The sequence below is a fragment of the Microbacterium murale genome (genome assembly GCF_014635185.1).
Taxonomy (GTDB): Bacteria; Actinomycetota; Actinomycetes; order Actinomycetales; family Microbacteriaceae; genus Microbacterium; species Microbacterium murale.
In genome coordinates, this window is sequence record NZ_BMCM01000002.1 from 281,538 (window position 1) to 305,567 (window position 24,030).

At 67.6% G+C, this 24,030-nt stretch carries 25 protein-coding genes and 1 tRNA gene; 14 read left to right on the forward strand and 12 right to left on the reverse strand.

The window, feature by feature from the left end:
- The first annotated feature begins 52 nt into the window (after positions 1 to 52).
- The 6 genes from xseA (at position 53) to IEV67_RS07800 (ending at position 5,371) form a co-directional block, all read left to right on the forward strand.
- On the forward strand, positions 53 to 1,330 hold the full coding sequence (gene xseA, locus IEV67_RS07775; RefSeq protein ID WP_188436010.1) for an exodeoxyribonuclease VII large subunit: 1,278 nt from the start codon (positions 53 to 55) through the stop codon (positions 1,328 to 1,330).
- 19 nt (positions 1,331 to 1,349) lie between these two features.
- The gene (locus IEV67_RS07780) at positions 1,350 to 1,607 is read left to right on the forward strand and encodes an exodeoxyribonuclease VII small subunit (RefSeq protein ID WP_188436011.1); all 258 of its coding nucleotides are present in this window, start codon (positions 1,350 to 1,352) and stop codon (positions 1,605 to 1,607) included.
- A complete protein-coding gene (locus IEV67_RS07785) occupies positions 1,604 to 2,245 on the forward strand; it encodes a DUF4245 family protein (RefSeq protein ID WP_188436012.1) in 642 nt (213 codons plus the stop codon). Before IEV67_RS07780 ends, IEV67_RS07785 begins: the two co-directional genes overlap by 4 nt.
- Positions 2,242 to 2,916 (forward strand): carbonic anhydrase, encoded by a 675-nt coding sequence (locus tag IEV67_RS07790; protein WP_188436013.1) that lies wholly within the window; start codon positions 2,242 to 2,244, stop codon positions 2,914 to 2,916. The genes IEV67_RS07785 and IEV67_RS07790 overlap by 4 nt, the downstream gene beginning before the upstream one ends.
- Positions 2,913 to 4,334, forward strand: a complete 1,422-nt coding sequence (locus tag IEV67_RS07795) for a class II fumarate hydratase (RefSeq protein WP_188436014.1) — start codon at positions 2,913 to 2,915, stop codon at positions 4,332 to 4,334. The genes IEV67_RS07790 and IEV67_RS07795 overlap by 4 nt, the downstream gene beginning before the upstream one ends.
- A gap of 200 nt (positions 4,335 to 4,534) precedes the next feature.
- Complete coding sequence (locus IEV67_RS07800) at positions 4,535 to 5,371, forward strand: endonuclease domain-containing protein (protein ID WP_188436015.1); 837 nt, start codon at positions 4,535 to 4,537, stop codon at positions 5,369 to 5,371.
- A 108-nt stretch (positions 5,372 to 5,479) separates the two neighbouring features.
- On the opposite strand, the gene phoH2 is transcribed toward IEV67_RS07800, so the two are convergent.
- The 3 genes from phoH2 to IEV67_RS07815 form a co-directional block, all read right to left on the reverse strand.
- Positions 5,480 to 6,754 carry an RNA 5'-3' helicase PhoH2 gene (gene phoH2, locus IEV67_RS07805; protein WP_188436337.1) on the reverse strand — a complete coding sequence of 425 codons (1,275 nt, stop codon included), beginning with the start codon at positions 6,752 to 6,754 and terminating at the stop codon, positions 5,480 to 5,482.
- A gap of 270 nt (positions 6,755 to 7,024) precedes the next feature.
- Positions 7,025 to 8,134: an aminotransferase class V-fold PLP-dependent enzyme gene (locus IEV67_RS07810; protein WP_188436016.1), complete on the reverse strand. Its 1,110-nt coding sequence runs from the start codon at positions 8,132 to 8,134 to the stop codon at positions 7,025 to 7,027.
- A gap of 71 nt (positions 8,135 to 8,205) precedes the next feature.
- A complete protein-coding gene (locus IEV67_RS07815; protein ID WP_188436017.1) occupies positions 8,206 to 8,988 on the reverse strand; it encodes an isoprenyl transferase in 783 nt (260 codons plus the stop codon).
- Positions 8,989 to 9,086: 98 nt separating this feature from the next.
- Here IEV67_RS07815 and trhA point away from each other — a divergent pair, with 98 nt between their 5' ends.
- Genes trhA through IEV67_RS07830 form a run of 3 tightly spaced genes read left to right on the forward strand, consistent with a single transcriptional unit; the run spans position 9,087 to position 11,102 of the window.
- Entirely contained in the window at positions 9,087 to 9,821 is a 735-nt protein-coding gene (trhA, locus tag IEV67_RS07820; protein ID WP_188436018.1) for a PAQR family membrane homeostasis protein TrhA, read from the forward strand.
- Between the two features lie 40 nt (positions 9,822 to 9,861).
- Positions 9,862 to 10,335 (forward strand): S-ribosylhomocysteine lyase, encoded by a 474-nt coding sequence (locus IEV67_RS07825; RefSeq protein ID WP_188436019.1) that lies wholly within the window; start codon positions 9,862 to 9,864, stop codon positions 10,333 to 10,335.
- Positions 10,335 to 11,102 carry an SDR family NAD(P)-dependent oxidoreductase gene (locus IEV67_RS07830; protein ID WP_229702898.1) on the forward strand — a complete coding sequence of 256 codons (768 nt, stop codon included), beginning with the start codon at positions 10,335 to 10,337 and terminating at the stop codon, positions 11,100 to 11,102. The genes IEV67_RS07825 and IEV67_RS07830 overlap by 1 nt, the downstream gene beginning before the upstream one ends.
- A 6-nt stretch (positions 11,103 to 11,108) precedes the next feature.
- Here the strand turns inward: IEV67_RS07830 and IEV67_RS07835 are convergent, their stop codons facing one another.
- The gene (locus IEV67_RS07835) at positions 11,109 to 11,411 is read right to left on the reverse strand and encodes a hypothetical protein (protein WP_229702900.1); all 303 of its coding nucleotides are present in this window, start codon (positions 11,409 to 11,411) and stop codon (positions 11,109 to 11,111) included.
- Positions 11,412 to 11,479: 68 nt separating this feature from the next.
- Between IEV67_RS07835 and IEV67_RS07840 the strand changes: the two genes are divergently transcribed.
- On the forward strand, positions 11,480 to 11,866 hold the full coding sequence (locus tag IEV67_RS07840; protein WP_188436021.1) for a DUF4307 domain-containing protein: 387 nt from the start codon (positions 11,480 to 11,482) through the stop codon (positions 11,864 to 11,866).
- A gap of 117 nt (positions 11,867 to 11,983) precedes the next feature.
- Complete coding sequence (gene greA / locus IEV67_RS07845; RefSeq protein ID WP_188436022.1) at positions 11,984 to 12,475, forward strand: transcription elongation factor GreA; 492 nt, start codon at positions 11,984 to 11,986, stop codon at positions 12,473 to 12,475.
- A 19-nt stretch (positions 12,476 to 12,494) separates the two neighbouring features.
- Here greA and ilvA read toward each other — a convergent pair whose 3' ends face one another.
- A complete protein-coding gene (ilvA, locus tag IEV67_RS07850; protein ID WP_188436023.1) occupies positions 12,495 to 13,724 on the reverse strand; it encodes a threonine ammonia-lyase in 1,230 nt (409 codons plus the stop codon).
- Positions 13,721 to 14,914: an AI-2E family transporter gene (locus tag IEV67_RS07855; RefSeq protein ID WP_188436024.1), complete on the reverse strand. Its 1,194-nt coding sequence runs from the start codon at positions 14,912 to 14,914 to the stop codon at positions 13,721 to 13,723. Before IEV67_RS07855 ends, ilvA begins: the two co-directional genes overlap by 4 nt.
- An 84-nt stretch (positions 14,915 to 14,998) precedes the next feature.
- Here IEV67_RS07855 and IEV67_RS07860 point away from each other — a divergent pair, with 84 nt between their 5' ends.
- A complete protein-coding gene (locus tag IEV67_RS07860) occupies positions 14,999 to 16,261 on the forward strand; it encodes a winged helix-turn-helix domain-containing protein (RefSeq protein WP_188436025.1) in 1,263 nt (420 codons plus the stop codon).
- A gap of 13 nt (positions 16,262 to 16,274) precedes the next feature.
- Entirely contained in the window at positions 16,275 to 17,174 is a 900-nt protein-coding gene (locus tag IEV67_RS07865) for a hypothetical protein (RefSeq protein WP_188436026.1), read from the forward strand.
- Between the two features lie 22 nt (positions 17,175 to 17,196).
- On the opposite strand, the gene IEV67_RS07870 is transcribed toward IEV67_RS07865, so the two are convergent.
- From IEV67_RS07870 to IEV67_RS07880, 3 genes are all read right to left on the reverse strand, one after another.
- Positions 17,197 to 17,763, reverse strand: coding sequence for a LemA family protein (locus IEV67_RS07870; RefSeq protein ID WP_033104860.1), 567 nt, complete (start codon positions 17,761 to 17,763; stop codon positions 17,197 to 17,199).
- Between the two features lie 69 nt (positions 17,764 to 17,832).
- Positions 17,833 to 19,146 (reverse strand): D-arabinono-1,4-lactone oxidase, encoded by a 1,314-nt coding sequence (locus tag IEV67_RS07875; RefSeq protein WP_188436027.1) that lies wholly within the window; start codon positions 19,144 to 19,146, stop codon positions 17,833 to 17,835.
- Positions 19,143 to 20,378: an alanine racemase gene (locus IEV67_RS07880; RefSeq protein WP_188436028.1), complete on the reverse strand. Its 1,236-nt coding sequence runs from the start codon at positions 20,376 to 20,378 to the stop codon at positions 19,143 to 19,145. The genes IEV67_RS07875 and IEV67_RS07880 overlap by 4 nt, the downstream gene beginning before the upstream one ends.
- Before the next feature lie 57 nt (positions 20,379 to 20,435).
- On the opposite strand from IEV67_RS07880, the gene IEV67_RS07885 reads away from it, so the two are divergent.
- A tRNA-Leu gene (locus tag IEV67_RS07885) sits at positions 20,436 to 20,508 on the forward strand.
- Positions 20,509 to 20,637: 129 nt separating this feature from the next.
- On the opposite strand, the gene IEV67_RS07890 is transcribed toward IEV67_RS07885, so the two are convergent.
- The 3 genes from IEV67_RS07890 to IEV67_RS07900 are packed head-to-tail and all read right to left on the reverse strand — an operon-like array spanning position 20,638 to position 24,025.
- Positions 20,638 to 22,164 carry an NAD(P)/FAD-dependent oxidoreductase gene (locus tag IEV67_RS07890; RefSeq protein WP_229702902.1) on the reverse strand — a complete coding sequence of 509 codons (1,527 nt, stop codon included), beginning with the start codon at positions 22,162 to 22,164 and terminating at the stop codon, positions 20,638 to 20,640.
- A 35-nt stretch (positions 22,165 to 22,199) separates the two neighbouring features.
- Positions 22,200 to 23,492 (reverse strand): S8 family serine peptidase, encoded by a 1,293-nt coding sequence (locus IEV67_RS07895; RefSeq protein WP_229702904.1) that lies wholly within the window; start codon positions 23,490 to 23,492, stop codon positions 22,200 to 22,202.
- Between the two features lie 11 nt (positions 23,493 to 23,503).
- Entirely contained in the window at positions 23,504 to 24,025 is a 522-nt protein-coding gene (locus IEV67_RS07900) for a DUF501 domain-containing protein (RefSeq protein ID WP_188436030.1), read from the reverse strand.
- Positions 24,026 to 24,030 lie beyond the last annotated feature (5 nt).

Here is a 24,030-nt window from a genome sequence, read left to right on the forward strand (position 1 = left end):
GCCATGCCAGGCCTGGACGGACGCTCAGGCGCACAAGCACGGAAAGGGCCAGATGACGGTCTTCGAAGCGACACCCGCGAAGGGCGAGGCGCCACCGGCGGATGCTGTGGCTCCGCGTGACTCGACGGCGGATGCTCCGACATCCGTGGCCCGTCTGAATGGCACGATCCGCGACTTCATCGCGCGCTGGAACGTCGTCTGGGTCGAGGGCGAGATCACGTCCTGGAACGTGCGCGGCGGCAATGTGTTCGCCCGGCTGAAGGACACCCAGTCCGACGCACAGATATCGATCCGCATCTGGTCGAGCGTGCGCGGCCGCATCCCGGCAGATCTCGGCATCGGCGACCATGTCGTCGCGGCAGTGAAGGCCGACTACTTCGTCAAGGCCGGCGACTTCAGCTTCACGGTGTCATCCATGAAGCACGTCGGCCTCGGAGACCAGCTCGAGCGCCTCGAGAAGCTGCGCGTGCAGCTGCGCCAAGAGGGCCTGTTCGATCCGTCGCGCAAGCAGTCGCTGCCCTTCCTCCCCCACGTCATCGGCCTCATCACCGGCGAGAAGTCGGATGCCGAGAAGGATGTGCATCGCAATTCGGAGCTGCGCTGGCCGCAGGTGCGCTTCCGCACCGAATATGCCGCGGTGCAGGGCGATCGCTGCGTGCCGGAGACCCTGGCCGCGCTGGCGAAGCTCGACGCCGACCCCGACGTCGACGTGATCATCATCGCGCGCGGCGGTGGCGACCCACAGACCCTGCTCGGGTTCAGCGACGAGCGCCTCGTGCGGGCGGTGGCCGCGGCATCCACCCCCGTCGTCTCCGCCATCGGGCACGAGAACGACCATCCTCTTCTCGACGACGTCGCAGACCTGCGTGCCTCGACGCCGACGGATGCCGCGAAACGCGTCGTCCCCGACGTCGGAGAGCAGCGCGCGTTGATCGGCCAGCTGCGCTCCCGCGCGACCACCCGGCTCACGCAGCGCATCTCGCACGACATCCAGCAGCTCGAGCAGCTGCGCACTCGCCCGGTGCTGCGCTCCCCCGATCCGATCATCGACGCGCGCGCGCAGGAGATCTGGCTGCAGGCCTCGCGCGGACGCGACACGATCACACGCCGGCTCGACACCGCCGCCCGCAAGACCACCGAGCTGCGTGCGTCCCTCCGAGCGCTTTCGCCGGCGGCGACACTGGCGCGTGGGTATGCGATCGCGCACCTCGACGGCGGTGTGATCCTGCGCGACGCGGCGGATGCTCCGGTCGGCGCCGCGCTGACGATCACGGTCGACCGCGGCTCGCTCGCAGCTCGGTCGGAGGGCGAGATCGCTGAAGCTGAGTGAGGCGCGCGCTGGACGTAGGATGGAAACCGTGACTGCGCCGACCGACTCCCCTGTCGAGACCCTGTCGTTCGAGGCCGCTCGCGACGAACTCGTGCGTGTGGTCGCCGAACTCGAACAGGGCGCCCCGACTCTCGAGCATTCCCTCGCTCTCTGGGAGCGTGGCGAGGCGCTCGCAGCGCGCTGCGAGGAGTGGCTGCTGGGCGCGAAGCGCCGCCTCGAGCAGGCTCGTGCTGCGGCATCCGATTCTTCCGACTCATCCGCAGGGGAATCGTCGTGAGCAAGAGCGCGCCGATCATCGCAGAGCTCGGCCGGCCGGAGACGCCGGAGGAGACTGCCGCGCGCAAGGCTGAGTTCAGCAAGAAGTATCGCGCGAGCCAGAACTTCCGCAACCTCATCGCCGCGCTTCTCATCACGCTTGTCGTGGTCGCTGTGATCATCTTCGGCGTCCCCCGTGGGGAGCGCGCTTCCGAGACCGAGATCGACGTCGCTGCCATCGCGCAGGATGTCGAGTCGACCATGGACCGGCCGGCGCTCGTGCCGGAACTGGATGACTTCTGGCGGGTGAACGCCGCCGAGCTGCAGAGCGGCGCGACCGTCGTCTGGAACATCACCGTGGCGCCGGCTGCCGAAGACGAGCGCGGTTTCATCCGGATCGCGCAGGCGTTCGACGACGACTCGTCCTGGGCGCCACAGTTGCTGGGCGGCACCGCCGCCACCGACACGACCCGCATTGGCGGACTCGAATGGGACGTCTATGCGCTGCGCAGTGACGCGGACGACAACGTGTCGTACGCGATCGGCACGCAGGCCGGCGACGACTACGTACTGCTTTACGGCTCGCGCTCTGCCGACTCGACGGCCGAGCTCGCTGAGTCGCTGATTCCTCAGATCAACGCCATCGCGGAGGCCTCATGACGACGCTCACCCCCACAGCAGCCTGGCAGCAGATGCTCGACGGCAACCGTCGATTCGTGAACGGTGAGCCGCGGCATCCGAACCAGGACGTGGAGCGACGTCACGATCTCGCCCATCAGCAGAACCCGGTCGCGACGCTGTTCGGATGCTCGGACTCGCGCCTGGCCGCAGAGATCATCTTCGACCTCGGCCTCGGCGACCTGTTCGTGGTGCGCAACGCCGGGCAGGTGATCGGCGAGTCGATCGTCGGGAGCCTGGAATACGCCGTCGAGATCCTCAAGGTGCCGCTGATCGTCGTGCTCGCCCACGACGAGTGCGGTGCTGTGCGCGCGGCGATCGACGGCACGGCGATCGACGCTGACCCGCTCCCGCCGCACATCTGGAAGCTCATCGCCCCGATCATCCCGGCCGCCCGCAAGGTGCTGGCCTCCGAGGGCGGCTCGTCGCCGGCCGACATCGACGCCGAACTCGTCGGCCGCGAGCACCTGCGCAACACGGTCGCGAACCTGCTGCAGTCGTCAGAACTGATCAGCGACGCGGTCGCCGAGGGCCGACTGGGCATCGTGGGCGCCAACTACCGACTTGCCGAGGGCACGGCCGTGCCCGTCATAGCCGTAGGAATCGACACGGGGATCGAAGGCGTCCCCGCAACCCAGGAGGGATCGAAGTGACCGACACACACCAGCGCAGCGGCGAAGAATCGCAGGGCTACCGCATCGAGCACGACACCATGGGCGAGGTCCGCGTGCCAGTGAACGCGCTGTACGGTGCGCAGACGCAGCGCGCGGTGGAGAACTTCCCGATCTCGGGCAAGGGCCTGGAACCGGCGCAGATCGCCGCCCTCGCGCGCATCAAGAAGGCAGCGGCACTCGCGAACAAGGAGCTCGGCACCCTCGACGGCGCCATCGCGGATGCGATCGCAGCGGCCGCCGACCGCGTGGCCTCAGGCGCGCACGACCACGAGTTCCCTGTCGACACCTACCAGACCGGCTCCGGCACTTCGTCGAACATGAACATGAACGAGGTGCTGGCGTCCATCGCCTCCAGCATCCTCGGCTCCGCCGTGCACCCGAATGACCACGTCAACGCGTCGCAGTCGTCGAACGACGTGTTCCCGACCTCGGTGCACATCGCCGTCACCCAGGCCCTCATCGACACTCTCATCCCATCGCTCGACCACCTCGCCGTCGCCCTCGAGGCGAAACAGGAGCTGTGGAAGGATGCCGTGAAGTCCGGCCGCACGCACCTCATGGATGCGACCCCGGTCACTCTCGGCCAGGAGTTCGGCGGCTACGCCCGTCAGATCCGCCTGGGCATCGAGCGCGTGCAGTCCGCTCTCCCCCGCGTCGCCGAGGTGCCGCTGGGCGGCACGGCCGTCGGCACCGGCATCAACACTCCGCTCGGCTTCCCGCAGAAGGTCATCGCCCTGCTCGCCGAAGAGACCGAACTGCCGATCACCGAGGCCAAGGACCACTTCGAGGCGCAGGCGAACCGTGACGGCCTGGTCGAGGCATCCGGTGCTCTTCGCACCATCGCGGTCTCGCTGACGAAGATCAACAACGATCTGCGCTGGATGGGCTCCGGCCCCAACACCGGCCTCGGCGAACTGCACATCCCCGACCTGCAGCCCGGCTCGTCGATCATGCCAGGCAAGGTCAACCCGGTCATACCGGAGGCCGTGCTGATGGTCTGCGCCCGCGTGATCGGCAACGACGCCACCGTGGCCTGGGCCGGAGCATCCGGTGCCTTCGAGTTGAACGTCGCCATCCCCGTCATGGGCACCGCTCTGCTCGAGTCGATCCGCCTGATCGCGAACGCCTCACGGGTGCTCGCGGACAAGACGATCGACGGCCTTGTCGCGAACACCGAGCGTGCGGCGGCGTTCGCGGGAATGAGCCCGTCGATCGTGACCCCGCTGAACAAGCTGATCGGCTACGAGGCAGCGGCGAAGATCGCCAAGCACGCCGTCGCCCAGGGCGTCACGGTGCGCGATGCCGTCATCGACCTCGGCTATGTCGAGCGCGGCGAGCTGACGCTGGAGCAGCTCGACGAGAAGCTCGACCTGCTGAGCATGACCCACCCGGGCTGAGTCCCGATTCTCGCCCCCGACACTTCGGGGGTCGAAACGACGAATGTCGGACGGTTCTTCGGAATCCGTCCGACATTCGTCGTTTGGGCCCCCATTCTGTCGGCGGCACTCACGCTGCACCGGATGCCGCCGTGCCAAGTTATCCACGGAATGCGGGTGTACGGCCTCCGAGGATCCGGCGGATCCGTCACGGTGGGGTGATGTTCGATCCAGCCTCGCTCATCTCGCATCTCGGCGGCATCGCTCGCGGCGTGCAGCTGCAGCAGTTCGGTGTCACTCGTCAGGGTCTGGCAGCTGCCGTCTCGGCCGGCCAGATCCGACGCGTGCGCCCTGGCACGTTCGCCGCCCTGGACGCGAACGCGGCGGATCTCGCCGCCGTCCGTCACGGTGGGGCCCTGACCTGCTCGGCGGCACTGCGCAGGCACGGGGTCTGGGTCCTCTCTTCCGACACCGCACCGCACGTCTGGGTCGGTACGCGCGGACGAGTGCATCAGCATCCGGGTTGCGTGTGCGTGAGCCACTACTTCCGCGGTGTCCCTCCTTTGAGTCTCGCGGAGGTAGAGCAGGCTCTCGTGCACCTGTACAGGTGCGAGGGCGCCGAGTCCTTCTTTGCGTCGTTCGAGTCCGCATGGCGTCTCGGCCTGCTGAGCACGCCGGCTCGAAAACGCATCAGAGATGCGCTTCCGGCATCAGATCGCTGGCTCGTGGATTTCGCACGTCGTGATGCAGACAGCGGACTGGAGTCGCTGCTTCGCCTACGGCTGCATCTGCTCGGAATCGCACTCGAGTGCCAGGTGCAGATCGACGGCGTCGGCCGTGTGGACTTCGTCGCGGGCGGGCGGCTGATCATCGAGGTGGATGGCAGAGAGAATCACGACGGGCGATCATTGCGCCACAAGGACCTGATGCGGGATGCCGCAGCCTCAGCCCTCGGACTCGAGACGCTTCGTTTCGACTACGCGCAGGTCATGTACGACTGGCCGTCGGTGCAGCACGCCATTGTGGGTGCGCTCGCTCGACTCCGGGATTACGCGTGAGCGACAGTCTGGGGGTCGGGACGACGGATGTCGGACGAATCTCCCGATTCGGTCCGGCATCCGTGCTTCGGTCCCCCAGACTGTCGCACCACAGGCGCAACAGCCAGCTCAGTTGAGCTCCCCGCCCTCCAGCAGCTCCGTGACCAGCGCGGCGATCGCCGAGCGCTCCGAGCGCATCAGCGTCACGTGCGCGAACAGGTCGTGCCCCTTCAGCGTCTCGATCACCGAGGCGATGCCGTCGTGGCGGCCGACGCGCAGGTTGTCGCGCTGTCCGACGTCGTGAGTGAGCACGACGCGGGAGTTCTGGCCCATCCGGCTCAGCACCGTCAGCAGCACGTTGCGCTCCAGCGACTGCGCCTCGTCGACGATCACGAAAGCGTCGTGCAGCGAGCGTCCGCGGATGTGCGTGAGCGGGAGCACCTCGAGGATGCCGCGCTCCACGACCTCCTCCATGACATTGCCCGAGACCACCGAGCCGAGAGTGTCGAAGACCGCCTGACCCCACGGCCCCATCTTCTCGCCCTGGTCGCCTGGGAGGTATCCGAGCTCCTGCCCGCCCACGGCGAACAACGGCCTGAAGACGATGATCTTCTTCTGCTGCTGCCGCTCGAGCACCGCTTCCAGGCCGGCGCACAGCGCGAGCGCCGACTTGCCGGTACCGGCGCGCCCGCCGAGCGAGACGATCCCCACGTCAGGGTCGGTGAGCAGATCGATCGCGATGCGCTGTTCGGCGGACCGGCCGTGCATCCCGAACAGCTCGCGGTCGCCGCGCACCAGCCGGTACTCGCCGTCGCCTGTGATGCGTCCGAGTGCCGATCCGCGTTCGGAGTGGATGATGAGGCCCGTGTTGACCGCAAGTCCGCGGGCATCCTCACTGATGCCGACTTCGCTCTCGTAAAGATCGCTGATGTCGTCGCCGGACAGGTCGAGGTTGGCGATGCCGGTCCAGCCGGAGTCGACAGCCTGCTCGGCCAGGTACTCCTCGGCCATGAGCCCGAGCGACGCGGCCTTCACGCGCATCGGCAGATCTTTGGAGACGATCGTGACGTCCTGCCCGTCCTCTGCCAGGTGCATGGCCACCGCGAGGATGCGGCTGTCGTTGTCACCGAGGCGGATGCCGCTGGGTAGCACCGAACCGTCGGTGTTGTTCAGCTCGACGCGCAGCGTGCCGCCCTCGCCGATGGGCACGGGGAAGTCCAGACGTCCGTGCTCGATGCGCAGCGCATCCAGGTGACGCAGCGCCTGCCGCGCGAAGTAGCCGATCTCCGGATCGTGACGCTTGCCCTCGAGCTCCGTGATCACGACGACCGGAAGAACGATCGAGTGCTCGGCGAAGCGGAAGAACGCCTGCGGATCCGACAGCAGCACCGAAGTGTCGAGCACGTAGGTGCGAAGGTCCTGATCCGGCTTCCCTGAGGATGCCCGACGCGAGGACTGACGGGTGGACTGCTGTGCTGTACGTGTGGTCACGACCCACTCCCGACCCGGGATGTTTCCCGGCTATGCCACGAGTCGACCAGGGGCCACGAGTCGCGATCCGAAGGCCGACCCGACCGGGCACTGTGCCCGATGCCTAGAACGTACGACCCGGCCGCCGACCTGCGCGCGCGACACGCCCGCGCGGCATATTAAGTGCAGATGAACTCGACGCGACTATGCGCCGAGCGTCCCGATCGCTTCGTCGAGCATGCGCAGCGTCTCATCGCTCGTACCTGCGTGCGCCGCGAGACGTACGGTCGCACCACGGGTCGTGGCGACGATCCCCGCGTTCGTGAGTGCTGCGGACAGCGCGGCCGGTTCTTCGGGCGCGAGCGTGACGATGCCGGCGCGCTCACTCTTCGTGCGCGGTGTGAGCACAGGGATGCCGTGACGGTCAGCGATCTCGAAAATGCGGTCTACGCGCTCGCTGATCGCGTCATCGATCGCGGCCACCCCCGCGTCACGAACGTCGCGCAGGCCGACGGCCAGGCGGGCGACGGCGAGCTGATCGGGACTGTTGACCGCATATGCACGAGCGGATGCTGCGGGCGCCGGCAGTTCGTCGACGGGAAGCCCGCCCTCCACGCCGGCGAAGCCCGACAGCACGGGGGCGATGCGCTCCCTGGCCTTCGCGGAGAACGAGGTGAAGCCGGTGCCGCGAGCGGCACGCAGCCACTTGTAGCCATGACCTGCCACGACGTCGGCGACCGAGTAGTCGTCGTCCACGACGCCGAACGACTGCACGGCATCGACGATCAGCAGGCGATCCGGGCCGAGCACCTCGCGCAGAGCGGCGAGATCGACGCGGAAGCCGGTGCGGAAGTCGACATGACTGACCGCGAGCGCGGTCACGTCATCGTCCAGAGCCTCGGCGACGGCATCCGGGGTCACGAAGGTGTGCTCCGGGTCGATCCAGCGCGGAGCGAGCTCGCCCGCCGATGCCTGCGCGGCCCGCTCGAGCGTCATGCTGATGCTCGGGAACTCCGCCGACGACGCGATCACCGTGCCGCTGAGCCCGTAGAAGGCGTGCATGAGCCCGTGCGTCGACGAGGGTTGCAGCGTGACCGTCTCAGGGTCTGCATCGAGCAATTCGGCCGCGAGTTCGCGAGCCTCGTCCAACCGCTCGCTGACCAGCGCGAGCGATGAGGGGCGGCCGCTACCCAGCAGATCGGCGTCGGCGAACACCTCGGCGCGCACGGTCGGCGAGATCGGCCCGAATGCTGCCCAGTTCAGATAACCAGGGTCACCGTCGAAGGTTGCGACGTAATCGTCGAGAGTGCTCACCAGAAGATTCTCCCACGCGGGCGACGCTTAGACAGGCTCAGCGAGCGGGACGGCTCAGCGAGCGAGACGGCTCAGCGTCCGAAGCGCCGATCCCGGTCGACGTAGTCGCGGATCGCCCGCAGGAAGTCGACCTGACGCAGGTCGGGCCCCAGCGCTTCCACGAAGTAGAACTCGCTGTGCGCACTCTGCCAGAGCAGGAAGTCGCTGAGTCGCTGCTCGCCGCTCGTGCGGATGACGAGATCCGGGTCGGGCTGGCCGCCGGTGTACAGGTGCTCGCCGATCATCTCGGGCGTGAGATGGGCTGCGAGATCTTCCATGGTGCCGCCGGATGCATCGTGTTCGGCGATGATCGAGCGCACGGCGTCGACGATCTCGTTGCGTCCGCCGTAGCCGACCGCGAGATTCACGTGCAGGCCCGAATGCCCGGTGGTGCGCTCCTCGGCGTCGCGCAGCACGCGCGCCAGTTCATCGGGCAGGATGTCGGAGCGGCCGACGTGCTTGACCCGCCAGTCGCCGTTCTGAGCGAGGGACTCGGCGAGTTCGGCGATGATCTCGATGAGGTCGGCGATCTCCTTGGAGTCGCGCTTTCGCAGGTTATCGCTGGAGAGCAGATACAGCGAGACGACGCGGACACCGATGTCATCGCACCAGCCGAGGAACTCCCTCATCTTGGCCGCGCCGGCGCGATGGCCGTCGGCCGGGGATTCGAGGCCCAATTGACGCGCCCAACGACGGTTGCCGTCGATCATCATCGCGATGTGATGCGGGACGGATGCCGGATCCAGCTGCCGCCGGAGCCTCTTGCCGTACAGCCGGTACAGCGGCCCCCGGCCCTCGCTCGCACGTGCATTCACCTGCCTACGTTATCGCGCCGATGGCCGTCGTCGTGTGAGCGCGCTGTGATCGTCGGCATGTACATACAACGGCATGAGCCGCGGCTTAGAGTGAGCATGTGAGCACTCCCGACCCCGACGCCGCCCCCGTTCCAGAGCTGCCGTTGCTGGAGGACGCGCAGGCGACTGCCGGCGTCGAGATCAAACCGACTTGGCGGGGCTGGCTGCACGCCGCCACCTTCCCGGTCGCGATGGTCGCGGGTGTCGTGCTCATCGTGCTCGCCGATGGCGCTCCCGCGAAGTGGGCCGCTGCGGTATTCATGGCGAGTTCGCTGCTGCTGTTCGGCAACTCCGCCCTGTACCACCGCATCGACTGGAGCCCCAAGACCAAGCTGGTGCTCAAACGCATCGATCACGCGAACATCCTGCTGCTGATCTCGGGCACCTACACGCCGCTCGCGGTCAACGCGCTGGTGCCGGAGAAGGGCACGCTGCTGCTCATCCTGGTCTGGAGCGGCGCGCTGCTCGGCATCCTGTTCCGGGTGTTCTGGATCAACGCACCGCGCTGGCTGTATGTGGCCCTCTACCTCGTGCTCGGCTGGGCCGCGATGATGTACCTGGTCGACCTGCTCAACGCGAATGCCGTGATGATGGTGCTGGTCGTCGTCGGCGGACTGCTCTACACCGGCGGCGCGATCATCTACGCCATGAAGAAGCCCAATCCATGGCCTGGCCACTTCGGATTCCATGAGATCTTCCACCTGTGCACCGTGCTCGCGTTCCTCTGCCACTGGGTCGCGTGCCTGCTGATCTCGATCGCCCCGTACTCACCGTCGCTGGGTCTTCCTGGCTGATAGAAGTAGTAGTGCACCCCTGAACGACGAAGGAGAAACCATGGCTGACGTCGAGAGCTTCACCCTCGATCACACCGCTGTCCGCGCCCCCTATGTCCGTCTGATCCAGATTGACCACGGCCCCAAGGGCGACGCGATCTCGAACTTCGATGTGCGCTTCGTGCAGCCGAACGAGGGCGAGATCCCCACGGCGGGGCTGCACACCATCGAGCATGTGCTTGCCAGCCTGCTGCGCGACCATCTCGAGGGCGTCATCGACATCTCCCCGTTCGGGTGCCGCACGGGCTTCCACCTGATCACATGGGGCGAGCCGAGCGTCGCGGCTGTCGTGGCGGCCGTCCGCGTCGGGCTCACCGCGATCGCCGAGGACATCTCCTGGGACGACGTCCCAGGAGTCGACGCGATCAGCTGCGGCAACTACCGCGACCACAGTCTGCACAGCGCGCGGGAGTGGTCCAAGCGCATCCTCGAGCAGGGCATCAGCCTCGACGCGTTCGAGCGCGTGGGAGTGTGATGTTCGACGAGCTCACCTCTCGAGTGGTCTTCGTCACCGGTGGCAACAGCGGCATCGGCGCCGGTGTCGTGGACGCGTTCCTCGCGGAGGGCGCGACGGTGGTCAGCGCCGATCTGAGCCTGCCTGAAGGGCTGAGCGGGATCGGCGAGCGTGCGTGGGCAGTCCGGCTCGACGTCAGCGACGAGAGCGCCGTGGAGAGCGTTCTGGATGCCGTCGCCGACGCCATCGGAACCGTCGACGTCGTCGTGACCGCGGCTGGCACGTCGACGATGGGCTATGCGACAGAGACCACGGGGGCCGACTGGGATCGCAACCTCGACGTCAACGCGAAGGGGTCGTTCCTCGTCGCACGCGGCGTCGCGCGCAGGCTCGTCGCCGCGGATCGGACCGGCCGGATCATCTTCATCTCATCGCAGGCGGGCAAGAACGGCTACCGCGGCATGACGGCGTACGTGGCCTCGAAGCATGCGGTGCTCGGCGTCACGAAGACCATGGCCGTCGAGCTCGCACCGCGCGGCATCACGGTGAACGCGATCTGCCCCGGCATCATCGAGACGCCGATGAAGCACCGGGAGCGCATCGAGGGCGGTGCGATCCGCGGTATGACAGCCGAAGAGGTGGCCGCGGAGGACCGCTCGCAGGTGCCGCTGGGCAGAACCGGCACCACGCAGGACGTCGCGGGCGTCGCACTCTTCCTCGCCAGTGACCTGGCGGGCTACATGACCGGCCAGGCGCTCAACGTCACCGGCGGCATGACCATGCACTGAGCAGGCTCAGCGCCCTGGATCGTCTTTCTCGGATGCTGCGCCGCCGTTCTCATCCGTAGCGGCGGCGGTGCCGGCATCCGAGGCCTGCGCTTGCCGACCTGCTGCCTCTTCCGCATCGAGCTCCTCGCGCACCTCTTCGCGGTAGCGCACGCGGCGGATGCGGCGGTTCATGTCCCAGATGAGCAGCACCACGGCGATCACGACGATCACGATCACGAGGAATCCGGCGGGGCCGGGTGTGACCGCGTTGGGGTCGACGGTCATCGTCGGCGTCGGAATCGGTGTCTCAGTTCCGAACAGCACGATCATGTGTCAGCCTTTCCTGCGCAGGTCGCATAACCTGGAACCACAAGCCTAACGACCGAAAGCACCGACCCGTGACGACAGCACTCGAGCTCGACGAACGATACGGTCGCGGACGACGCAAACGGGCGAAGTGGGTCATCGGCGGCGCCATCGCCCTCGTGGTGGTCGTGATCGCCTCGTGGGTGACCGTAGCGCAGTCGATGAACTCGGTCGATGCCGACGATCTGAGCTACGAACTCGTCGACGAGCACAGTGTCACGGTGCGATTCCAGGTGACAGCGCCGCAGGGACGAGATCTCGCCTGCGCCGTCGAGGCGCTCGACGAGGAGTTCGGCGTCGTGGGCTGGAAGATCGTCGAGATCCCGGCCGGAGACAGCCACATGCAGCAGTTGAGCGCCACCATACCGACCGTCGCAGAAGCCACGACAGGTTTGGTGAACTCCTGCTGGGCCTTATAGACTCCCCTGATACGACCGACGCCCTGGCCACTTGCCGGGGCGTCTTGGCATATCCCCACCGCCCCGACGGGCGTTCGACAACACCGCCCTGAAGGGCGTTCGACTAAGGAGCACGCTGTGTCCACAGACGCTCAGGTACCCTTCCTCACGCAAGATGCGTACGACCGGCTCGTCAACGAGCTCGAAACCCTCTCCACCACGGGCCGCGACGAGATCGCGAAGCGCATCGAAGCCGCCCGCGAAGAGGGCGACCTCAAGGAGAACGGCGGATACCACGCCGCGAAGGATGAGCAGGGCAAGCAGGAGGCGCGCATCCGCACCCTCGAGCAGCTTCTGAAGACCGCCAAGGTCGGCGAGGCCGTGGTCAGCCGCGGCATCGTCGAGCCCGGAACGGTCGTCACGGCGCTCGTCGCCGGCGGCGAAGAGGTCTTCCTGCTCGGCAGCCGCGAGATCGCGGCATCCGGGAGCGACGTGGACGTCTACAGCGAGGCCAGCCCGCTCGGCCAGGCCATCCTCGGTCTGAAGGTCGGCGAGAAGACCTCGTACGAGGCACCGAACGGCAAGTCGATCTCGGTCGAGGTCACGAACGTCGAGACCTACGCCGGCTGAGTCCGGCCACCAGGCGCAATCAGTCGGGAACGACCATCGGGTCGTAGCCGGCCTGGCGGAGCGTGTCGAGAGTCAGCTCGGTGTGCTCCGCTCCCCTGGTCTCGATGCTCATCTGCAGGATCACTTCACTGATCTGCAGACCCTGGCCGTGACGGGTGTGCATGACCTCCATGACGTTCGCACCGGCCTGGGAGACGAGCTCGGAGACCCTGGCGAGCTGGCCTGGACGATCGGGCAACGGGATGCGGATGGTCAGATAGCGACCGGATGCCGCGAGCCCGTGCGACACGACGCGCTGGAGCAGCAGAGGGTCGATGTTGCCACCGGAGAGCACGGCCATGGTCTTGCCTGTGCCGGATACCTTGCCGGCGAGAATGGCAGCCACGCCGACGGCGCCAGCCGGCTCGACGACGACCTTCGCCTGCTCGAGCAGAATGAGGATCGCACGAGCGATGTCATCGTCCGTGACGGTGACGACATCGTCCACCAGATCCTTGATGATCTCGAAAGGCACAGCCCCCGGTTTCGCGACCAGGATGCCGTCTGCGATGGTCGGCAGTGTCACGATCTCGACCGGGTGCCCATCGGCGAGCGAGGGCGGCATCGCGGCGGCGTTCTCGGCCTGCACCCCGATCACCCGCACGGTGCGTCCGGCCTGAGCTGCGGCACCCTTCGCTGCGGCGGCCACGCCGGCGATGAGTCCTCCGCCGCCGATCCCGACCAGGATCGTGTCGACGTCGGGGGCATCCGCGATCAGTTCGAGACCGAGGGTTCCCTGACCGATCACCACGTCGCGATGGTCGAAGGGATGGATCATCACCGCGCCGGTGCGCTCCGCGAACTCGGCCGCGAGTCGCAGCGATGTCGCGACGGTCTCGCCTTCCAGCACGACCTCTGCGCCGTACCCACGAGTCGCGAGCAGCTTGGGCACAGGCACCCCGAGCGGCATGAAGATCGTCGCGGGGATTCCGAGCGCCTGAGCGGCGAGCGCGACGCCCTGCGCGTGGTTGCCGGCGGATGCTGCGACCACGCCGCGTGCTCGTTCTTCAGCTGTGAGCTTCGACAGCCGATACGCCGCACCACGGATCTTGAACGATCCGGTGCGCTGAAGATTCTCCATCTTCAGCACGACGGACTCACCTAGGATGTCGGACAGTGCCCTGGACGGCAGGGTCGGCGTGTGCGAGATCACTCGCTCCAGCCCCCGTGCGGCTTCCTCGAACTCGGCCAGACTGGGGACTGCACTCATGTATTCCTCCGACGCCGCTCGCGCGGCACTGTACTCCAGATCAGGTCACCGGTGGGCCTGCTGCCGGTCTTCCACGAACCGCTGCTGAGCGTCACGGCGACGACATTCACGAAGGCCGCCAGCGGCACCGCGAACAGTGCACCGGGGATGCCGGCGATCATCGAGCCGCCGGCGACCACCAGAACGACGGCGAGCGGATGCACCTTGACGGCGGATCCCATCAGGATCGGCTGCAGGATATGCCCCTCCAGCTGCTGCACGCCGATCACGACGACCAGCATCCAGAACGCGTTCCACGGGTCGTTGTAGACGAGCGCGAGGAACACCGCAACGGCACCCGTGGCGACGGCACCGACGATCGGGATGAACGCGCCGAGGAAGACGAGCACGGCGACCGGGATCGCGAGCGGAACGCCGAGCAGGAAGGCGCCGAGACCGATGCCGATCGAGTCGATCGTCGCGACCAGCAGCTGGGTCTTCGCGTAGCTGACGACCGTACGCCAGCCGCTGCGCGCTGCGGCGTCCACGGCCGGTCGCGCATCGCGGGGGAAGAGTTTCGTCGTCCAGCGCCAGATGCCTCCGCCGTCGGCGAGCAGGCAGATCAGGACGAAGATCGTCAGCAGCATGCCGACGACCACATGACCGGCGGTCGAGCCGATGGCGAGCGCTCCGGACCACAGCAGCTGTGCCTGTTCCTGGATCAGCGCGAAGCCCTGGTCGATGTAGTCCTGGATCTGGCCCGCGGACAGGTGCAGCGGACCCTCCATCAGATACTGCTGGAACTCGTCGAGCGCCTGCATCGTGCTCTTCTGCACTGATGGCCACTCTCGCGCGACCTGCCACCCGACGAGCCACAGCAGGCCGGTGACGATCGCGAGAGTTCCGACGAGGGCGATCAGGATCGCGAGCCACCGCGGGAAGCGCTTGCGCAGCATCCATTCGAACACCGGCCAGAGCAGTGCCGTGATCAGGATGCCGACCAGCAGCGGGATCACGAGGAGCTTCAGTTGGATCACCAGCCAGATGATGACCCCAGCGGCCGCGGCGATCAGCAGCAGCCGCCAGGCGTAGCCGGCCGCGACGCGCAATGACAGCGGCACGGCGTTGTCCGCCTCGGTCGTGACGGTGCGATCGGTCGGCATACGACCCCACAGAAGATCGCGCTTGCGGGGGCGCTGCTCATCCGTCATGTCGTCAGTCTAGTTCCGGCCTCGGACGGATGCTGCGACGCGCGCTCCGACGGCCATGTCGGAGGCGGACGATACGCTGACGACGTGACCGAGACCCTCAGTGCCGCGCAGGCTCGCCGCATAGCCCTGGCCGCCCAGGGGTTCACCCGACGTCGCCCGACGGCCACGGTCTCCGCCCGTCACGTGCACAGCACTATGCAGCGGTTGGGTGTGCTGCAGATCGATTCAGTGAACGTCTTCGCGCGCAGTCACTACCTCCCTCTCTTCTCCCGACTGGGCTCGTACGATCCGGCGCTGCTGGATCGCGTCTTCCTCTCCCGCACCACGCACTACGTGGAATACCTCGCGCACGAGGCCACGTTCGTGCCGGTCGAGGACTGGTCGCTGTGGCGCTTCCGTATGGAGGCGTTCCGCACGCGCTGGGCGTCCGATCCGCAGTCGTGGCTGAGCCAGAACACCCGCACGATCTCATGGGTGAAGGACGAACTGCGCACTCGGGGCCCGCTGCGCCCGGCGCAGTTGCGGGCCGATGCGCCGCGCGAGCGCGGCACCTGGTGGGATTGGGACGACGTGAAGCTCGCCCTCGAGCACCTGTGGCGCACAGGCGATGTCGCCATCAGCGGTCGCCGCGGATTCGAGCGGCACTATGCGCTGGAAGAGCAGGTGATCCCCTCCGAAGTCCGCGAGCGCGTCGTGCCGCGTGAGGACGGCATCCGTGAACTCGTCCGCCGCGCCGCCCGCTCCTCGGGAGTCGCGACCGAATCCGACCTCGCCGATTACTATCGCATCCGCGATCGCACGACCATCCGGCAGGCGATCGACGATCTCGTCGACAACGGAGATCTGCAGCCGGTACAGGTGCGCGGCTGGGAGCGCGGCGGACGCCCGGTGCCCGCCTGGCTGCATCGTGATTCGGTGCTCCCCCGCCGGATCGATGCGGCGGCGATCCTCACCCCGTTCGACCCGGTGGTCTGGTTCCGCGAGCGCGCGCTTCGCGTGTTCGACCTCGACTACCGCATCGAGATCTATGTGCCGGCGCACAAACGACGCTACGGCTACTACTCGCTGCCCGTACTGGTCGGAGACCGCATCGTCGCGCGCGTCGATCTGAAGTCGGACAGGGCGACGTCGACCCTTCAGGTGCAGTCCGCATGGTGGGAACCGCAGTCGCGCGCAGAAGACGCCGAGTCGATCGCGCGCGAACTCGCACTCGCAGCGACCTGGCAGGGATTGGAGAACATCTCGGTCTCGGGTTGGGGCGATGCCGCGGATGCCGTGGCTGGCGCCCTGCACGTCGAGCGCGGCGGGGTGCTGCGCCACGTGCACGCACGTCAGGAATCGGCGTGAGGCGGCGCACAGCTTGAGTACGCGGGCCATGCGGCGGCGAGTGCCGTGGATCCTGGGCGGTTCGATCGTGACCGTCGCGCTGATCGCGGCCGCGATCGTGTGGTTCCTCATCCCGCGCGGCAGTCCTGAAGATCAGGCACTCGCATATCTGCGGGCACTGGCCGATGGCGACGTGGCAGCGGTGGCTGCGACCGGCCTCGATGTCCCCGAGACGACGGCATCCGCGTTCGCGGACGCGGGCGATCGCCTCAGCGATGGCGCGGTCGAGTCTTCAACGACAGATGGCAGCACTGCGACCGTCGTGGTCTCATTCGAACTCGCCGGCGCGCGGCACGAGAGCACCTTGACCTTGTCCCAGCGTGACGGGCGCTGGGTGCCGAATGCGGCCTCAGCGCTCGGCTCGGCGCAGTTCACTGTTCCGATCACGATCGTCGACACCGCGATGCCGCCGGACAGGGCTTCTCTGCTGCCCGCGGTGTACGACGTGAACGCGGCACCGGTGGAGTTCCTCGACGGCAGCGCGACGATCGAGGTGCTTCCCGGCAGAACGCAAGAGGTCGAGATCGACGCGATCCTTCGCCCCGAGGCCGCGGACGCCGCGCAGGCCCAGCTCGACGACTACCTCGAGACCTGCACGAAACCGGCCGCGGCAGCGCCTTCGTCCTGCGGCATCGCGATCCCCTGGGCGGCCGATTTCTCGGCCGTCAGCGAGATCCGCTACCGCATCGAACAGGCACCCGTCGTCTCGCTCACCGCGTCCGCGTTCCAGGCCGACGGCGGGGTGCTCGTCGCGACGGTGACGGGAACCGCGTTCGACGGATCCGCGAAGACGCTCAGCTATCGATCGACGGACTGGAGCGTGCGCGGTGACGTGACCTTCACCGCCGACGACATCGTGCTGAGCGTGTGGTGAATGGGCGGTGTTTCGAACCGTGTCAGAACTGCACGCGTGGCGGCTCTGAGATCGCCGCGTTGTCGGCGACCTCGAAGAACTCCCGCTCCGTGAAGCCGAGTCCACGGGCGAACAGGTTGTTCGGGAAGACCTTGATCTTCGTGTTCAGCTCGCGCACACCACCGTTGTAGAAGCGGCGGGCCGCCTGGATCTTGTCCTCGGTGTCGACGAGGGCATGCTGCACCTGAAGGAAGTTCTGGCTCGCCTGCAGCTGCGGATACGCCTCAGCGACCGCGAACAGGCTCTTCAACGCCTGCTGCAGGTGGCCCTCGGCGATTCCGGCCTCACCCGGGCTCGTCGCGGAAAGCGTCTCAGCACGGGCGCGGGTGACGTTCTCGAACACGGCCTTCTCATGCGAGGCGTACCCCTTGACGGTCTCGATGAGATTGGGAATCAGATCGGCACGTCTCTTGAGCTGCACGGTGATGCCGCTCCACGCCTCGTCGACGCGAACGTTCAATTGCACGAGGGAGTTGTAGGTCGCCCAGAAGTAGATGCCGATGAGCACCACTACCGCGACGACAATCAGAACTGGAATGAGCCATTCCATGGCACATGACCCCCTTCATGAGTTTTACTCATACTAACCACGGTGCCTGCGCGTGAACTGGGCGACTCGTCACTCTCCGAGCACTCGGTCAAGATAACGATTCGCGAACCGGCGGTCGGGATCCAGCCGGTCGCGCACCGCTCGGAAGTCGTCGAACCGCGGATAGCGCTCCCGCAGCTGCTGTGCGTTCAGAGTGTGGAGCTTTCCCCAGTGCGGGCGTCCCCCGTGTTCGAGGCAGATGCGTTCGACGGCCTCGAAGTAGGCCGTCGGATCGGCGCGCCAGTATCGATGCACGGCGATGTACCCGCTCGCACGGTCGTACGCCGTGGACAGCCAGCGGTCATCCGCCGCGGCGAAGCGCACCTCCACCGGGAACTCGATCTTCCAGCCGCGCTCGGCGACGAGCGTGCGAATCGCCTGGAAGGCCGGCAGGACGTTCTCCGCGGGCAGCGCGTACTCCATCTCCCGGAACCGCACGTTGCGGCGCTGTGTGAGCACCCGATGCGACAGGTCGGTGTACTCGCGGTCTCCGGTGAGCTTCACGGCGAGGCGATTGAACGGCGGCGTGATGGCCGGAAGCACCTGTCCTGCGGCGCACACCATCCGGTACACGCCGTTGGAGAGCAGGGTCTCGTCGATCCACCTGCCGACAGGCGGCAGCGGTTTGCGCGGGGTCGACTCCGGCAGCCGGGTCTGGCTCTTCGTGAGTGCCACGTCGGTGTGCGGGAACCAGTAGAACTCGAAATGATCCGACGCTGAGACCCGCTCGTCGAGCGTCTCCAGCACGTCATCGAGCGACACCGGCTCGTCGACGGCGTGCATGACGAAGGCGGGGACGCACTGCAGCGTGACGTCGACGAGGATGCCGAGTGCGCCGAGCCCCAGCGCGACGGCCGGCAGCATCTCGGCGTTCTCGGCGTCGCTCACCCGGAGGAACTCTCCCTGCGCGGTGATCAGGGTCACGCCGACGACCTGCGCCGCGAGTCCGCCGAAACGCGCACCCGTCCCGTGGGTGCCGGAGGAGATCGCACCGGAGATCGATTGGCGGTCGATGTCGCCGAGGTTCTCCATGGCGAGCCCGTGGGGAGCGAGCAGGCGGGGGATGCGGTGCAGCCGGGTGCCTGCGAGCAGTGTCACTCGTGCGCGGTCTGGGTCGACCGACACCAGCCCTTGCATGTCATCGAGTTCGAGAAGAACCCCGGGAGCCACCGCGATACCGGTGAAGCTGTGACCGGCGCCGACGGCCTTGATCTGAAGGTTGTGGGCGGCAGCCGCCTGCACGGCGCGCTGCACGCCCTCCGGCGTGCGCGGGCGCTCGACGCTGGTCGGCCTCACCCTCGCCGAGCGCGCCCAGTTCTGCCACGTGCCGCCGGGACGCGTCACAGGAACGCCTTGCCCTCGCCGCGATACGTGGGCAGCTCGTCGATCACCTCGGTGCCGGCGACCAGGTGATACGCGTCGATGCGCTCGGCGGGCTCGCCGCTCTTCGCATGGCGGAACCACACCCGGTCGCCGATGTCGAGCGTCCGCGCCGCGTCGCCCTGCAACGGCGTCTGCACCTCACCGGCGGCTTCGCGCGGCATCGTTCGCAGCCCTTGTGGCCATACCGCACGGGGCTGACGCGAGCCGAGTGCGGGACCCGACGCGATCCATCCCCCACCGAGCACCGTGGCGATGTCATCCGCCGGCCGTCGCACGACATCGAAGGCGAACGCGCTGGCAGGTGCGGGGCGGAAGGAACGGTAGCCGTCGAACAGGTGCCCACCGAGCAGACCACTGCCCGCCGATGCCTCGGTGACGGACTCGTCACTGCCGGTGAACTCCAGCGACCCCGTGCCTCCGCCGTTGAGGAACTCCAGCGGCGCGACATCGGTGAGAGCATCCGCGATCTCGGCGCGGCGCCTGCGCAGCTCGGCCCGCGACCGCGCCTGCACCATGCGGATCACCGGCGCGTCCGAGCCGTTGTCGCCCTGACCCGCGATCTGCGCCTCGTACATCTGCAGCCCGACCAGCCGGAACCCGGGTCGGCGCGTGATCGTGCGCGCGAATCCGGCGACGTCGGCGGCTGTGAACAGCGGCGAACGGCGCACGCCGATGTGCCCGAGTGCTGCAGAGCGCCATGACGCGTCGGCATCGATGGCCACCCTGATCGTCTCGCGCCGATCGGGCGGCGCGACGGCGTCGATCAGGTCGAGATGAGCGATGTCGTCGACCATCAGGGTGATGCGGGATGCGGCGACCTCGTCGTGCACCAGCCTCTCGAGGCCTGCCCGGTCGACGGTCGGATAGCCGAGCACGATGTCGTCGTGCGTCTCGGCGAGCCAGAGCGCTTCGGCGAGCGAGAAGGAGAGGATGCCGCGATACCCGGGGATGCGCAGCACGGCGTCGAGCACGGCCCGCACGCGCACCGATTTCGAGGCGACGCGGATCGGGATGCCGCCGGCGCGCACCAGCAGATCCATTGCGTTGTGACGCAGCGCATCGACATCGATCACGGCGACGGGCGCCGCGAGGTGCGAGGTGGCATCCGACAAACGCGGCCACCAGAGCGCCGGGTTGTCCCAGTCGCGTGAGGGGGCGGCTGTACGGCTCAGGTCAGCGGTGAGGTCGAGCACTCCCCCACCCTACGACGTCGGCTCGCCGACCACCGCGAAGCTAGGCTGTGAATGCACGCCCCCATAGCCCAATGGCAGAGGCAGGCGACTTAAAATCGCTTCAGTCTGGGTTCGAGTCCCAGTGGGGGCACTCTCAGCAACTCAGGTCGCGACGCCCGTGTGCGGCGGGGAGCAACCGCCGCATCCGGGATGAAACGCAACCGGCCCATGCCGCGACGTGATGTGCGGCATGGGCCGGTGATGAAGCGGGAGTCGCCTCTTACTTCGCTGACGCCTTGGTCGTGGCGGGCTTCTTCGCAGCGGGCTTCTTCGCAGGAGCCGCTTTCTCAGTCTCGTCGTCAGTGGGCTCCGCCGCGGCGGGCTTCGCAGCCGGCGTGGCAGCGGCCGGCTTCGCAGCAGCGGGCTTTGCAGCAGCGGGCTTTGCAGCAGCGGGCTTCGCAGGCGCTGCAACGGCAGCATCCGCCGCGGGACGCGGACGAGCGGCGAACTCTTCGAAGACGTAACGAGGGTTCTGCACGGCCTCGAGGTTCACGAGGTCGCGGCCCAGCCACAGGTTGTTCCACCAGTCCCACAGCACGCGCCACTTGCGCTCCCACGTCGGCATCGCGAGCCCGTGGTACCCACGGTGCGCGATCCAGGCGACGAAACCCTTGAGAGCGAGGTTCCCAGACTGGAAGACACCGTTGTAGAGGCCGAGACCGGCGACCGCGCCGAGGTTCTTGTGGAAGTAGTCCTTGGTCTCCTCGCCGCGGAGGACGGCGACCAGGTTCTTCGCGAGCAGCTTCGCCTGACGCACCGCGTGCTGGGCGTTCGGCACGCAGTTGCCGCCGACGCCGCCACCGGAGAGATCGGGGACGGCCGAGACGTCACCGGCAGCCCACGCGCCCTCGACGAACTCCTCGGGCGTGCCGACGCGCAGGTCGGCACGGGTCTGGATGCGACCGCGCTCCTCGACCGGAAGATCGCCGCCTCGCACGACCGTGGGGTTCGCCATGACACCGGCGGTCCAGACGATGAGGTCGGTCGGGATGACCTCGCCGGTGGAGATCGCGACGTTGCCGTCGATGGCGCCCTGCACCTGCGTGTCGAGGTGCACGTTGGCCCCGCGCTTGGCGAGATCCTTCAGAACCCATTCGCTCGTCTTCAGCGAGACCTCGGGCATGATGCGGCCCATCGCCTCGATGAGGTGGAAGTGGGTGTCCTCGAAGCGCAACTGCGGGTACTTCGACAGCAGCGACGATGCCAGCGAGCGCAGCTCGGCGAACACCTCGATGCCGGCGAAGCCACCGCCGACGACGACAGTGGTCAGCAGGCGGTCGCGCTCGGGACCGGCCGGCAGCGAAGCGGCCTTGTCGAAGTTCGACATCAGCTTGTCGCGCACGGCGACGGCCTCTTCGATCGTCTTGAGCCCGATCGCGTTGTCGGCGATGCCGGGGATCGGGAAGGTCCGCGAGACTGCGCCGGCGGTGACGACGATCTGGTCGTACTCGAGCTCGTACGGCTCACCGACCGGCGGCGTGATGGTCGCGACCTTGTTCGCGTGATTGATGCCGGTCACCTTCGCAGTGACGACATGCGTTCGCTTAAGGTGACGACGATGCGCGACGACAGCGTGCCGTGCCTCGATCGAACCGGCCGCGACCTCTGGGAGGAACGGCTGGTACGTCATGTACGGCAGCGGGTCGACCATGGTCACGTCGGCTTCGTGCTTTCGAAGATGCTTCTCGAGCTTCCAGGCCGTATAGAAGCCCGCGTAGCCGCCGCCGACGATCAGAATCTTGGGCACAGTGCTGTTCTCAGGCACAGAGGGACAACTCCTAGTCAGGGTGCTGGCGTGCTTTGCTTGCGCGCCGATCGGATGCGCCGGGCAGCAGCGGTGACGCCTAGCGCGATAAGAATACCAGGCACAGTGAGTGCGATGAGCGGAAGCGTGCCGTAGCGCAGTGAATCCGCGCTCGGAAGCAGCGGAGATCCGGGCTCGGTCGGCGGATCGGCTGCGGGCAGCGGGTCGATCTGCACGGGCGTGATCTCGGGCTCAGGGAGGGGCTCAGCGTCCGCACGGCGGTAAAGACGCACCCACTCGGCGAGATCGCCCATCGGATTCGCATCGACGATCGGAACGGATGACGTCACCGCCGCGGACGCGTTCAGAAGTCCGTATCCGTAGAGCGGATCGGGCAGATCAGTCACCCCGGGGACGGGCAACGCGGTCTTGATGATGCGATTGATCACATTCGCGGCATCCAGATCCGGATGGGCGGACCGGATCAGTGCCGCCACGCCCGCCACGATGGGCGATGCACCGCTGGTACCGCGCCACAGGCTCAGTTCGCCATCCGCCGAGACCCCGAGCAATCCTTCACTCGGCGCCGAGATGCCGATCGTGATCCCCTGCGTGGATGCTTCCACGCTCGCCGTGCCGGTCTGGTCGACGCCTCCGACGGTGAGCACGCCGGGGATCGTCGCCGGTGCGCCGATGACATCGGTGCCGCTGCCCCGGTTGCCCGCCGCGACGACGACGACGACATCGTGCTCGTACGCGTACAGGAACGCGTCATCCCAGCTCTTGTCCCAGTCGAGCGTGTTCGTCGTGAACGACATGTTAATGATGTCGGCGCCGTGATCGACCGCCCAGCGGACGCCGTCGGCGACCTGCTCGACGAACGGCACGGCTGCGGCGGCGCCGAAGCCGACCGAGACCGACAGCAGCTTCGCCTCCGGCGCCACGCCGATCATGCCCGTGCCGTCGGCCTTGCCCCGACCGGCGGCAAGCGACGCCACCCACGAGCCGTGGTCGCCGTCGACGGCTCCGACGGGCGTGCGTCCGTCTGGCGTGCCGCTGCCCGAGACATCGGTGCCGTCGACGACGGCGTCGCCGAACACCGACGGCACCTTGCCGATGCCGGTGTCGATGATCGCGATCGTCACGCCTTCACCGCGCGTGGTCTTCCATGCGTCGCGGATGCCGGCACCGTCGAGCCAGTACTCCGATGCGCGCACCGGATCGGTCGGGTCGTCGGGGACGGGTCCTGGCGTCGGCGTCGGTGTGGTCGTGGCTCCGGTGAGCAGAACGGATGCCGCCACCGCCGCGACCGCGACGGTGCTGCGCAGCATCGCCTTCAGCCTCATGCGGTCGCGGCTCCGGGCTTCTCGCATTCGCAGCGCTGCGGCGACCAGGACGATCGCGCGAGCGCGGCGTCGCCGATCGGATTGACTCCGGGTCCGGCGGCCAGCGCGTGACCGGCCAGCGCGTGCAGGCATTTCACGCGGACGGGCATGCCGCCGGCAGAGATCCCGTCGATCTCAGGCACGTCGCCGAAATGCGCGCGATCGGCGATGTACGCCTCGTGCGCGGCCTGATACGCCGCCGAGACGTCCTCGTCCTCATCGAGAAGAGACGCGAGTTCCGGCATCACCTGGGTCGCCTCGAGCGTCGACATCGCGGCGGTCGCCGCGGGATGCGTGAGGTAGTAGAACGTGGGGAACGGCGATCCGTCCGGCAGACGAGGACTGGTCGCCACGACGGTCGGATTCCCGCAGACGCACCGCGCCGCGATGCCGACGACCCCGCGCGCCGAACGACCCAGCTGCGCGGACACGACGTCGATCTCGGCAGTGGTGGGCGGGGCGAAGGGCGGGGTCGTCACGCCTT

Excerpts from the sequence above, each read along its gene's own strand:
- xseA (WP_188436010.1), top strand. The coding sequence starts at position 53 with ATGACGGTCTTCGAAGCGACACCCGCGAAGGGCGAGGCGCCACCGGCG.
- IEV67_RS07780 (WP_188436011.1), top strand. The coding sequence starts at position 1,350 with ATGGAAACCGTGACTGCGCCGACCGACTCCCCTGTCGAGACCCTGTCG.
- IEV67_RS07790 (WP_188436013.1), top strand. The coding sequence starts at position 2,242 with ATGACGACGCTCACCCCCACAGCAGCCTGGCAGCAGATGCTCGACGGC.
- IEV67_RS07800 (WP_188436015.1), top strand. The coding sequence starts at position 4,535 with ATGTTCGATCCAGCCTCGCTCATCTCGCATCTCGGCGGCATCGCTCGC.
- IEV67_RS07825 (WP_188436019.1), top strand. The coding sequence starts at position 9,862 with ATGGCTGACGTCGAGAGCTTCACCCTCGATCACACCGCTGTCCGCGCC.
- IEV67_RS07830 (WP_229702898.1), top strand. The coding sequence starts at position 10,335 with ATGTTCGACGAGCTCACCTCTCGAGTGGTCTTCGTCACCGGTGGCAAC.
- IEV67_RS07835 (WP_229702900.1), bottom strand. The coding sequence starts at position 11,411 with ATGATCGTGCTGTTCGGAACTGAGACACCGATTCCGACGCCGACGATG.
- ilvA (WP_188436023.1), bottom strand. The coding sequence starts at position 13,724 with ATGAGTGCAGTCCCCAGTCTGGCCGAGTTCGAGGAAGCCGCACGGGGG.
- IEV67_RS07855 (WP_188436024.1), bottom strand. The coding sequence starts at position 14,914 with ATGACGGATGAGCAGCGCCCCCGCAAGCGCGATCTTCTGTGGGGTCGT.
- IEV67_RS07870 (WP_033104860.1), bottom strand. The coding sequence starts at position 17,763 with ATGGAATGGCTCATTCCAGTTCTGATTGTCGTCGCGGTAGTGGTGCTC.
- IEV67_RS07895 (WP_229702904.1), bottom strand. The coding sequence starts at position 23,492 with ATGCTGCGCAGCACCGTCGCGGTCGCGGCGGTGGCGGCATCCGTTCTG.